The sequence below is a fragment of the Pseudoalteromonas sp. MMG005 genome, assembly GCF_018101015.1.
GTDB lineage: Bacteria > Pseudomonadota > Gammaproteobacteria > Enterobacterales > Alteromonadaceae > Pseudoalteromonas > Pseudoalteromonas aurantia.
This window is the reverse complement of sequence record NZ_JAGJEK010000011.1, coordinates 72,523-85,054: the sequence shown is the minus strand read 5'-3', so window position 1 is coordinate 85,054 and position 12,532 is coordinate 72,523. Positions and strand designations below refer to the sequence as shown.

Here is a 12,532-nt window from a genome sequence, read left to right as displayed (position 1 = left end):
CGTAATATGGCAAAGGAGTTTTAATGAGAGTGATTACGTTTTTTGCTTAATGCATAAATCCCCCTTCTCGTAACTTAAATTGTTATTTTTCTTCGAATTTCACGCTGTTCTGCTTGTATTTGAATACGTATTAAAGAACAATGCATGCATAATTTTTTTGAGGAGTTTCCCATATGCTAGCCCCAGAAATGGTAGAAAAGTTAAACGAACAGATTAACCTAGAATTTTATTCTTCAAACCTTTATTTACAAATGAGTGCATGGTGTGAAGATCGTGGTTTTGAAGGTGCGGCTGAGTTTTTAAGAAAACATGCAGTTGAAGAAATGGAGCACATGAATCGCCTTTTCACCTATGTAAGTGAAACGGGTGCATTGCCTATTTTAGGTGCCATTGAAGCCCCTCCTCACCATTTCGAATCTCTAGGGGACATTTTCCGTAACACCTATGAACATGAATGTTTGATCACAAAACGTATCAATGCGTTAACACACGTCGCTTTTACAACTCATGATTATTCAACATTTAACTTTTTGCAGTGGTATGTTGCAGAGCAGCATGAAGAAGAGAAACTGTTTAAAGGCATTTTAGACAAACTTGAGTTGGTTGGTGAGGATGGCAAATCGTTATTCTGGATCGACAAAGATCTTGCTGAACTCGCCAAAACGGGTAGTACGTCGATCATGGAAAGTGGCGCCCAGTAATACCAAATCGGCTAATTAAGGTAGCAAGTCATCGCTACCTTAAAAAAGCATTAGCAGCCCTTTAGAGGACCTCAGTATTATTGAGTTTATATCGAAGTAGCTTCGATTTACCCACTCAATATATGGATTTTCTATATGTTCGTCGTAATATCAAGCGACAAAATATCTGATACCCACGCTTTTTTACTCAGCAATATATAGTTGTTACTAAAGCTTGTGATTTGCTCACAATAATCATGACAGAAAGCCCGAAATTTGTCGCTGAGCTCTATTTCTCCGCGCTCAAATGAATAAAAGCCAATTTCAGGTTTCATGTTGTAGTCGTAGCGATAATAAAAACCCGCTGGTGTTGGATATATTTGTGTAATCGCACTCGGTGCAGTCAACAAGGTATGATCAGACCCGAATACAGTGATGCGACCTCCCGCTGCACTCAAGATGCGATCTTGATTATCTAAAAATACGTTACTTGGTAACACCGACCCGATCACCACCGTATTTTGCTGTGTGTCCAAATCTACTTTAACGATTCTATCGGAGTGGGTTTTCTTATCTATAAATAATAAAGCATTTGACAGTCTCACCCATGCTTTAGGCAAGCCTATCACATCTGGAATAAATTCAATTGTGAATGTGCTTTCTTGTAAATGCACAATAAATGGCATGTTGTTTACGGCACTTGCGAAGCGCTTGCTGTCATGGTCCCATACCGGTGAAGCTAACGACAATGCCTTGTCATTATTTTCAAATACTAACCGTTCTCTGCCGCTCGCAATATCTTGGACGAATAATTGGGGAACACCACTTTTCATTGAAACATACGCCATATATTGTTCACTCGGTGAAAAAGCTGCCCCTTTATCGACAGTATTCGAATCAATTATTTTTTTTGGTGTCAATAATACGTCGAGTTGACTTGTTAAAATATCTTGATCTGACTGGCCTTCAATAAAATACAGTTTATTTTTAACCCCCTGAGGATAAATCAAAAAATTATAGCTTTTAAAATTAAGATCACTGACCTTACCCGTGAGAGTCAATAATTTTACCTGGCTCCCGTTACTCAGCAGCAACACGTCTTGATCAGCCAACCAAGTCATAAAATGCCAATTGTGGTCAATTTTAGTAAGCTCTGATGTCTGATGCGTTTTTATCTTGTATAACTGTACTTCTGATATAGATTGTTCGTCAAAACCAATCAGTGCTAGCCGCTGGTGATCAGGAGATAGTGCCAGTTTGTAAGGCTTAAAGTCGTCACGCGGTGCTAATAATTCAATAATCTTTCCTGATATCAAATTGTGCTGATATAAACTTACATTACGGCTATGTTCAGAAGCATTAAAATTGGCTAAATAATATAAGTTTTGCTTATTATCAATATGAAACAAGCTATTCCAACGAATATCTCTGCGAGTAAACAAAACTTCATTACTGACTGGCTTCGTCTGACTATTAAGTAACACGCGGCCAAATGTAACCCCTTGTGGTGAATTATAAGAATAAACCACGGCGTGGTTGTTAGTATCCCAAGCAAGGTAAGTATACTCGTGCATTTCTTCACTCAATTGCCAGCTTTGCTTCGTAATCAGGTCTTTCATTAACAATCGTCGCTGTGCGCTGCTTTGGCCATTTTGGATATAAGCCATAAATCGACCCTCAGCGCCTACCTGCATGTAACGTTCACTTTCGTCGCTTGCTGTAACTGGGGACAAATTTGACAACTGAATTGTTGGTTTTGACATTACACTGTCATACAACCACACACATAAACACACACAACAAAGCCCAGCAGCAGTTAAAATTGCCACGTTGGCACCTGCTTGTTTATTCTTTACCTGTTTTTGTACTGGTTGTTCTTTCTTAACATCAGCCGCTAGGCTATAACCGCGCTTAGGATGTGTTTTAATTACACTTTTATCATTATCAGACAGCGCTTGCCTTAATAAGGCTATGTTGCGTCTCACTGAATTAGGGCTATAAACCGAACGAGGCCAAACTCGTTCAAACAGGTATTCAGCCGAAAAGACATAGTGTGGCCTTTCAGCCAATATCAGTAGCAATGCCATGACTTTTGGCTCTAATATATATGAATGCCCGTTAACCATCACTTCGCCTGTGTTTGGATCTATCAAACACTCATTGATATACAAACGTTCACACGGTTTTATTGCTTGTAAGCCCATCACCATCTCTTTGTTATTTTTAGTTATTTATCTCTTAACGCTTTCTTAATACAAACTTATTAACTCATTCATCGCCTTTGTATTTTGATTTGAGGTAACAAATACCTAACAGGCTAATTAGTCATATTAAATCAACAAATATGAAAAGGAATACAAAGTAATGCGATATTTTTTACCATGGTTATTTTTTACCACATGTTTTCACTTCTCTGTGACAGCGCAGGAAAAATTAGACCACATGAAACTTGCCAGCAAATTTTTAACTATTTTAAATAGTCAAGATATGAAGCAACTCGACGCATTTGTGGTTAACAACTTTTCGCCCGATGCATTATCACGCTGGGACGGAGCTGGCAAAGACCGATTCACAGGGTATTCGATAAACCAAGCGATGTTTCATGGCCATTTGGACGTCATTTCATCCAAACTTAACAACAGCGACAACCAAATTCGCTATGTTGGACAGTTATACTCCATGAATACCGATATGCAATATGAAATGGTTATCAATTTTAACCATGCTCAAGCCCGTGCAATCACTGGATGGTACATTCGAGAAAACCCACAAACAGCGCCAAACTCAACGCCTTTAAATGAAGCTCAAGTCGTCTCGAAATTAACAACATATAGTAAAAAATTGGCAAACAATGGGATTTTCTCCGGTACCATACTACTTGCAAAAGGTGAGCATGTGCTATTTACTGCCGCACATGGTCTTGCTTCTCATCGCTATGATGTGAAAAACCACCTAGATACCAAGTTTCAAATTGGCTCAATGAACAAAATGTTCACCAGCGTTGCTATTTTACAATTAGTAGAGCAAAACCGTTTATCTCTTGATGACCCACTCACAAAATTTGTAAACAAAGATCTGCTGGGAAAAGGTGACTTTAAAAAAATAAAAATTCGTCACTTACTCACACATACATCAGGCATTTCAGGTATGACTGGTTTTGAAGAAATACAAACAAAAGTACGTACTCTCCAACATATTCGGCCTTTACTAAAATCTATAGATACGACTTTCGAGCCTGCTAGCCAGTGGCAATATAGTAGTACTGGTATGGTACTGCTGGGTTATGTCATCGAAGCGGTTTCAGGCCAACGCTACTTCGACTACATCAACGACAATATTTATCACAAAGCCAATATGCTGAACAGCGGTAGTTTTGATCTAGACGTCCCCATTAAAAACACGGCACGCAATTACTGGTTCTCTGTTGAGACTGGCGCAATTACTGAAAACTTGATGTTCCAATCTGTTAAGGGTGATCCTGCAGGTGGGGGGTATTCGACTGTGAGAGATTTGCATAAATTCGCATTGGCATTACAACAAAATAAGCTATTAAGTAAAGATCTTACTCTCGCTGCAGTAACCGCAAAGCCAGCTCTAAATGCACCTAACTGGGGCTATGGGTTTTCAATAAGTAATAACGAAGGTAACACCATTGTCGGTCATAACGGTGCACATCTGGGTATGACAGCCCAGCTCAATATATACCAAGACAAGGGATATATTTTGGTTGTATTGGGAAATTATCAAGCATCTGCGAGACCTGTGGTTGCAAAAGCAAATAAACTGATAGAGCGACTTTAACGTATTAGTTTTGAAAGAGTGAGCTGCTATTTGGCTCACTCTTTTGATATTACCAATATGCTCAAATTATAAATAACAACTAAGGTACACACTTAATTTATTCATCTTTTGAGTCGTAAATTAGGTTCCATTCTTATGATGCTCTCCCCAAATTTTTTTATTCTGAAATGCGTAGAGGGCAGCTACAATATAAAAAGTGGTAATTACCCCAAAATTGAACAAGTCAAATTCACTACTCTCATACCACCCTAGGAGCTCATCAATGCTTGCAATAATAAATAGCACCTGCCAAAAAAAGCGCGTAAAGCAACGAATTCCTAATGAATAAAAAAGATATCCTGTTAAGAGCGTTGTAGTAATAAAGCTTCGTATGAACTGTATTGCATCCGGTAATTCAACAAAAAAAGAAATATTCACATAAATATATAAATGTAAAATAAATCATGGTGTCCATAAAAGCCTAAATGACTTCCATTTAGTCAATTGCATTGAGTTCCTGTAGAATATTAATATAGTGCTGGTCTTGTTTATCAGTTCCCTTTGTTATCAACAATAGTAAAAAATACATGACGGCTACACTTGGCTTATAAATTAAATAAGTAAATTTAAGTTTTAAACTTAGCCTAGTCTTATCGACTTGCGCTTACGTATCAGGAATACCTGTCACTGAGTCTTGAGGATAATTCTGGCCGGAATTTATAGTAATAACTATTAATGGCTGACCGGTCTACACACATTCGTTTAAATGACTATAAACCTTTAAAATAAAGAAATAATTGTTCTGTACCTTGCCAATTTAATCGCTCTCTTCTTACGTTCACTCTAATTTAAAATGCAAAAGACCTTGAATATGAAACATACTCAAGGTCTTCAAGTTCTACAATCGCTCCGTGCGATCTGTTAGCTTTCTTTGCTGGTTCCGACTTCGACTCGCGTCTTCAGTTTTTGTCCAGGGCGGAAAGTAACAACGCGACGCGCAGAGATAGGAATGTCTTCACCCGTTTTCGGGTTTCTGCCAGGTCTCTCTTTTTTGTCACGAAGATCAAAGTTACCAAATCCAGAGAGCTTAACCTGCTCTCCTTTTTCGAGCGCTGAGCGGATTTCTTCAAAAAACGCTTCAACTAAGTCTTTGGCATCCTTTTTATTTATCCCCAATTTCTCAAATAGGTGTTCAGCTATGTCGGCTTTAGTAAGCGCCATATCTAGTCCCTCAACGTTGCATTAAATTGTTTGGCCAACTCGGCCACCACGTTGTCTACAACTTGATTGATATCTTTCTCTTCGAGCGTTCTATCAACCGCTTGTAATGTAAGAGCAATCGCCAAACTCTTAAAATCTGGCTCAATACCTTTGCCCTTATACACATCGAATAAGTTTAGGTCAACTAATTGATTTCCGCCAACTTTCTCGATGCTTTTTAAAATATCGCCTATTTTTACGTCATCTGCAACTAAAATAGCAATATCTCTGCGATTTGATGGAAATTTAGACACAATAACAGCTTCAGGCAGCTTTCTTGTCTCCAAAGCGGCTACTTCCACTTCAAATACATACGCCGTGCTATTTAAGCCTAGCGACTTTTGTAATTGTGGATGAACTGCGCCAATAAAGCCAACTTTTACATCATCAACATAAATTGCAGCTGACTGTCCTGGGTGTAACCCCTCACTTGCCTCAGCTTTAAAGCTAAAACGCGCTGTATCATTTGTCAGTGCAAGTAATGCTTCAACATCTCCTTTTACATCAAAGAAATCAGCAGGGCGAGAGTCAACTGACCAGTGCTCGTTGTGTGTATTACCAAAAACAACCCCCCCTAAAACTGCAACTTGCGCAACACCATTTTCAGCAGACTCATCTTTAATAAACTTTAAGCCATGCTCAAACAAGCGAATGCGTGATTGCTGACGATTTTGATTATAAACAACAGCATTAATTAAACCTGGCATAAGGCTTACACGCATTGCCGACATTTCAACAGAAATTGGATGAGGCAACACTAATGCATCTGCGCTTGGATGCAGTAACTGCTGAACTTTAGGGTCCACAAAACTGTACGTAATTGCTTCTTGGAAGCCACGTGCCACTAATTCATTGCGAAAACGCGCAACTGGCAAATTAGCTTCAACATGCGTCGTCATTTTCAATGCAGCAGTGGGCGCCACATTTGGAATATTGTTATAACCAAATACGCGAGCCACTTCTTCAATTAAATCTTCTTCGATACGAATATCAAAACGGTAGCTAGGGACAACTGCTTGCCATGTATCGTCGCTCACTGTTACGTCAAGGCCTAGACGCGTTAGAATGTCTGTGACTTTAGCGTCTTCAATGTGGTAACCAATCACGCGGTCTAGACGCGCACGGCGCAACGTCACTGATTTAACCGCCGGCAAATCAACTTCTGATACAGCTTCAACCACAGGGCCTGCTTGCCCTCCAACAATCTCTAGTAGCAGTGCCGTAGCGCGCTCCATTGCATCATGTTGTAATGTATAATCAACGCCACGCTCATAGCGGTGAGATGCATCGGTGTGCAAGCCATATTTACGCGCTTGTCCGGCAATCGCCAGCGGTGCGAAGAAAGCACTTTCAAGTAAGATATCTTGAGTTCCCTCTTTAACGCCCGACGCTTCACCACCGAAAATACCCGCCATGGCAAGTGCTTTATTGTCATCTGAAATAAGTAGCGTTGAGGGGTGTAACTTAGCAGTATTACCATCTAATAAAACAAGCTCTTCATTTTCATTGGCATTACGTACTTTAATACCGCCGTCAATCGCACTTAAGTCAAACGCATGCATTGGGTGACCAAGCTCTAGTAAAACGTAGTTAGTTACATCCACAACAGGATCAATTGAACGCACACCTGAACGACGCAAATTCTCAACCATCCAAAGTGGCGTTGTCGCATCAAGGTTAATACCTTTAATAACACGACCTAAATAACGCGGGCATGATGCACTGTTTACAAGTTCAATATCAATTTTGTCATCGATAGTTGGCTGGACAGGTGTGATCTCTACTTCAGTCACATCTAAAGAGTTCAAAACACCTACTTCACGTGCAAGGCCTTTAATGCCTAAACAATCACTGCGGTTTGCTGTCAAGTCAACATCAATGGTCACATCATCTAACGCGAAGTATTCACGAATACATTGACCAATCGGAGCATCACCGGGCAGCTCTAAAATACCGTCAGAACTTTCAGCCATGCCGAGCTCTTCAAACGCACACAACATGCCGTGTGAAGGTTGACCACGTAGCTTGGCTTTTTTAATTTTAAAATCACCTGGCAATACAGCGCCTACTTGTGCAACAGCGACTTTAATACCCGTACGGCAGTTTGCTGCACCACACACGATATCAAGCAGTTCCTCTTTGCCAACATTGATCTTTGTTACACGTAATTTATCTGCGTCAGGGTGTTGACCACATTCGACTACTTCACCAATTACAACCCCAGAGAAATCACCAGCAACCGCTTCTAAACCATCAACCTCTAAACCAGCCATAGACAGCTGTTCAGATAGAGCCTCAGTTTCAATGGCTGGATTAACCCATTCACGTAACCACTTTTCACTAAATTTCATATTTACTTCGCTCTTATCTGAATTGGTTTAGGAATTTTAAATCGTTTTCAAAGAATGCACGTAGGTCATTTACGCCATAACGCAGCATCGTTAGGCGCTCAACACCCATACCAAATGCAAACCCCGTATATTTCTCTGGATCAATACCAACAGAACGCAATACATTTGGATGTACCATGCCGCAACCTAGTACTTCTAGCCATTTGCCATTTTTACCCATCACATCTACCTCGGCCGAAGGCTCAGTAAATGGAAAGTAAGAAGGTCGAAAACGTATTTCCATATCTTCTTCAAAGAAGTTACGTAAAAAGTCGTGCAGAATCCCTTTCAATTCAGTAAAGCTCACATCTGTATCGACCATCAAGCCTTCTACTTGATGAAACATCGGTGTGTGAGTTTGGTCGTAATCGTTTCGATATACTCGACCTGGTGAGATAATACGTAGCGGCGGTTGCTCTGCTTCCATTGTACGTATTTGCACACCACTGGTTTGCGTACGTAATACCAATTTCGGATTAAAATAAAATGTATCATGATCAGCACGAGCAGGATGATGCTCAGGAATATTTAACGCATCAAAGTTATGAAAATCATCTTCGATTTCAGGACCTGACTTTACTTCAAAGCCTAGTTCACCGAAGAATGATTGAATTCGCTCTATCGTGCGAGTCACCGGATGTACACCACCTACAGGCATAACACGCCCAGGCAAAGTAACATCAATGGTTTCAGCCGCGAGTTTTTTTTCTAACGCTTGTTGCGTTAATAACTCACGCTTTTCATTGATCGCGTTTTGTACTTGAGTCTTCGCTTGGTTGATCACTGCACCAGCTTCTTTACGCTCTTCAGGCGCCAAAGTACCTAGTGTTTTTAATAGTCCTGTGATCTCACCTTTCTTTCCAAGATAATTTACTCGGACGTCCTCAAGGTGCGCTATTTCACTTGCGCCAGCGACGGCTTCAAGCGCTTGCGCTAAAATATTCTCTAAGTTCATTCTATACCTGATCTTTATTGAGGTAACTTGCTGTGTGTTGACTAAGTATGATAACTGAAAGCATAGGTCAGATTCTAGCCCTAACAGGGCTCTGTTTGTCTTTCAGTCAGATTATTTTGAAATTTTATCAAAAAGTGGGGCTTTTCAAACAAATTCAAGCGCATTTATAATTATTGATAATCACAGTGGCTAAATAACACTCACAGTCGTAAAGTGGTTTTTATAAACGGAATAGTTAACTTTCGTTGTGCTGCCATGGAAGCGTGATCTAATTTATCTAACACGTCGAGTAATGCGCGCATATCTCTGCTTAAGCGTGTCAATAAAAAACGAGCACACTCATCAGTCAACTCTAGTCCCCGCATATTCGCACGTTTCACTAGTGCTTCAGCTTTATCATCATCACTCATTGAACGTATTTGAAAGGTGGTTCCCCACGCTAAGCGAGACTCTAAATCAGGGAGTGAGATATTCAACATACTCGGCGGTAAATCCGCAGTCACAACTAGGCTTTTTCCTGGCTCATTAAACCGATTATAAAAGTTAAAAAGTGCTTTTTCCCAACTTTCAATTCCGGCAACTAGATGCACATCATCAATACACACCACATCTAAACTTTCTAGTGAATCTAAAACCGCAGGACCAAAATCAATGACTTCTCTTAAACTGAGCAGAATAGTTGACAGTCCGAGTTCTTGAGCATGAATACAGGTTGCATAAAGCAAGTGCGATTTCCCCGAATCAGCAAGGCCGCACAAATAAGTAAAATGAAAACTGTTTTTAAGCGTCGCGAGCGTTGTTTTTAAGTGAGTCACTTCAAGTGAGGCTTCTCCGCCAAAATATGAGGCAAAGGTTTCATCATCTGGTAAGGTAACAGGCAACGCCATTTGCAATGGTTCAGTTCCCATTATGGTCCAACCCAGCTGTATTTTAAATTTTCGGCATCAGCCACTTGATAAAACGCTCGTGGATCTATATACACCGAAAATGCCTGCTCTAATTTTATTGCTTTGATTAAATCTTCGAGGCTTGAAGTATGTTCAACTTCAAACTTAACTTTATCTTTCGAGCGGTAAATAATATCAACATCCGCCACTGTACTGATACTCTTCAATTGACGCTTTGCTCTTTCAATATGCGTGAAGCTCTCGAGTTTATCGATTGTAAAAATGGTGCTAGTTGTCGCATAAGACACCGCTGGGTCAATCACGTAATTGGCAACTAATACAGAAGACAAATCATTGATCATTTGTATGAGCACTTGTTGTTTATCACCCACCAGTTGATTTGACTCAAACAGCTCGGCATCAGTATATCGCCACTCTAACTGCCAACGACTACTATGAGGCTGCTTGAACATACGTGCGGTGATCACCCGTTCAGCATTATATCGGATAGAAGCTTGCTCAACGGGTTCTGAAAAATTCCCCCAAACTTCAGCTATGCCAACACTGGCTCTATCTTGTAAATCTAATAACGGAACCACAACTGGCACTCCCCACTCAGCCGCAGTATCATAAATTAAACGTCCAAGCTGTGGATAACGCTCTTGGGTCACAAAATCACGTTGTAAATCGTCTTCAATTGCTAACCAAATTGCTATCATAGGGCGTCGATTCCCCCAAAACGGCAACTGTGCTGTGCGTACCAGATCTTCAACCTTATTTGCTTCAAATTTAATGCGAATTTTCAGCTCATCATCATCGTCATCTAGATTTAAATACTCATATTTCAACATGTAATCAGAGATTGAACGTTTTGCACGTGTGATTGACGGGTGATCTACAGTTTCATAGCGACCCGTCAATTTTTTAATCACGTTCATTAAGGCCTGTTGGCTCGCCTTAACACGTGTCGCACGGGTTTTATCAGACACAGCCAAAGTACTTTGATAAAGGTCAGTGACCTCAATGGCCAATATAGGGGCCGAAATAAATAAGCATACAAATAATAAAGCTCTGATTAACATAGCACTAACGACAAAGTCTTCTACATACTGCGATCCTAAAGCAAACGGTGAAAAAGTACAAAGACCTATTCATACTCTTGGAAATGAATTTGATTCTTGCCTTTCTTTTTAGCCACATATAATGCTTCATCAGCAGCGTGTAACAACTCTTCAGCGTTAAATGCACGCGCATGATTGCCAGCAATGCCGATACTGCAACCACATATCACGCTAGTGCTACTTTCCAATGTTACTGGGACTTGAATACTCTTTAATAATCGTTCACATACTTGAAAGAGTACCTGCTTTTCTAGTGGTTCTGTTATTACCACGACAAATTCATCACCACCTAGGCGAGAGACAATATCGTAGCCGCGCAGCTCTTCTAGTAAACGCTTTGCCACCGCTAACAGCACAAGATCCCCACTTTTATGACCATATTGATCATTAATTGGTTTAAAATCATCTAAATCTAAATAAAGTACGTACACCTCTACTGATAAACGTGAAGATTTTGCGGCCAATCGATTCAGTTCGCTAAACAAATATTTCCGATTTGCTAACCCAGTCAAACTATCATGTAACGAATCGTATTCCAGTTGTTGCTGTAGCTCTTCGCGCTTCGTTACCTCCTTTTTAAGCTCTTCCAAGCTATTTTGTAATTCTTTGGTTCGTTCCTCAACTCTATGTTCTAACTCACCTTGATAATTCTGCAACGTATGATTAGCTTCTAATAAAGCTTGTTGATTATTAAACGCATCAAGCGCTGAAGAGATCACATGACTAATTGTGTAAAGTAGTTCAACAATAACACCTGAATATTCATTCTCTCGTCGATATGATTGAATAATGAACGCGCCTAAGAACGCATCTCGGTTCTGCAAAGGAAAACAAAGCCATTGCATTGGTAATGAACCTAGCACTTCAAGCGTGCCTTGGCTAATTAGCTGTTCAATATCATTGTAGCTAAAATTACACACTTCTTTTTTAGTTAACGCATAAGCAGTCAATGATTTTGCAATTTCGGCAACATCTAAGTTCTCAAGATCTTCCGCGCGTATGTCATCTTTGACATCATGAAAATATGGGAAGCTTAACAAGCCATCTTGTTTAAACAGCACTACATAGAAATTATCTGCATAGGTAATCTTCTGCAAAATACAATGAATATCAAGCAGGAACCGCTGAATCGAATCACTGGTATTCAAACATGCCACGATATCAGCCATGCTATCAATTACATTTTCACTATCTAATATTTGTTTTGCCATCATTTCCCTGTTTGATACATATATGGTGTAACTATTGTTAATATTAGCCAAAATAAATTACAGATCCATAACCAATTTAGTTGATATTTCTCTAACCAATAGAATTATAACCAATAAATATTTCACACAAGGTAAATACAATGTAAATATTAATAATTAAATTTCAAACAGAGTGACTAGACCTTGCCGCGGCCCTTTTTTATTTTTTTACACACCATAATAGTAATAGCAATTTTTACAAGTTTATT

At 39.7% G+C, this 12,532-nt stretch carries 9 protein-coding genes; 2 read left to right on the top strand and 7 right to left on the bottom strand.

Annotated elements, in window-relative coordinates; all coding sequences use genetic code 11:
* The first annotated feature begins 173 nt into the window (after nucleotides 1-173).
* Nucleotides 174-701, top strand: coding sequence for a non-heme ferritin (gene ftnA, locus J8M01_RS10295; protein ID WP_192506953.1), 528 nt, complete (start codon nucleotides 174-176; stop codon nucleotides 699-701).
* Between the two features lie 131 nt (nucleotides 702-832).
* Here ftnA and J8M01_RS10290 read toward each other — a convergent pair whose 3' ends face one another.
* Entirely contained in the window at nucleotides 833-2,884 is a 2,052-nt protein-coding gene (locus J8M01_RS10290) for a winged helix-turn-helix domain-containing protein (RefSeq protein WP_211057907.1), read from the bottom strand.
* A gap of 160 nt (nucleotides 2,885-3,044) precedes the next feature.
* Between J8M01_RS10290 and J8M01_RS10285 the strand changes: the two genes are divergently transcribed.
* Complete coding sequence (locus J8M01_RS10285; protein WP_211057906.1) at nucleotides 3,045-4,481, top strand: serine hydrolase domain-containing protein; 1,437 nt, start codon at nucleotides 3,045-3,047, stop codon at nucleotides 4,479-4,481.
* 900 nt (nucleotides 4,482-5,381) lie between these two features.
* Here the strand turns inward: J8M01_RS10285 and ihfA are convergent.
* From ihfA to J8M01_RS10255, 6 genes are all read right to left on the bottom strand, one after another.
* On the bottom strand, nucleotides 5,382-5,681 hold the full coding sequence (gene ihfA, locus J8M01_RS10280; protein WP_010362644.1) for an integration host factor subunit alpha: 300 nt from the start codon (nucleotides 5,679-5,681) through the stop codon (nucleotides 5,382-5,384).
* A 2-nt stretch (nucleotides 5,682-5,683) separates the two neighbouring features.
* Nucleotides 5,684-8,071 (bottom strand): phenylalanine--tRNA ligase subunit beta, encoded by a 2,388-nt coding sequence (pheT, locus tag J8M01_RS10275; protein ID WP_211057905.1) that lies wholly within the window; start codon nucleotides 8,069-8,071, stop codon nucleotides 5,684-5,686.
* A gap of 13 nt (nucleotides 8,072-8,084) precedes the next feature.
* Nucleotides 8,085-9,065, bottom strand: a complete 981-nt coding sequence (pheS, locus tag J8M01_RS10270; protein ID WP_210996167.1) for a phenylalanine--tRNA ligase subunit alpha — start codon at nucleotides 9,063-9,065, stop codon at nucleotides 8,085-8,087.
* A 200-nt stretch (nucleotides 9,066-9,265) separates the two neighbouring features.
* Nucleotides 9,266-9,976, bottom strand: a complete 711-nt coding sequence (gene hda, locus J8M01_RS10265; protein ID WP_211057949.1) for a DnaA regulatory inactivator Hda — start codon at nucleotides 9,974-9,976, stop codon at nucleotides 9,266-9,268.
* Complete coding sequence (locus tag J8M01_RS10260) at nucleotides 9,973-11,034, bottom strand: DUF2066 domain-containing protein (RefSeq protein WP_211057904.1); 1,062 nt, start codon at nucleotides 11,032-11,034, stop codon at nucleotides 9,973-9,975. The genes hda and J8M01_RS10260 overlap by 4 nt, the downstream gene beginning before the upstream one ends.
* 65 nt (nucleotides 11,035-11,099) lie before the next feature.
* On the bottom strand, nucleotides 11,100-12,284 hold the full coding sequence (locus tag J8M01_RS10255; RefSeq protein ID WP_192508515.1) for a GGDEF domain-containing protein: 1,185 nt from the start codon (nucleotides 12,282-12,284) through the stop codon (nucleotides 11,100-11,102).
* Nucleotides 12,285-12,532 lie beyond the last annotated feature (248 nt).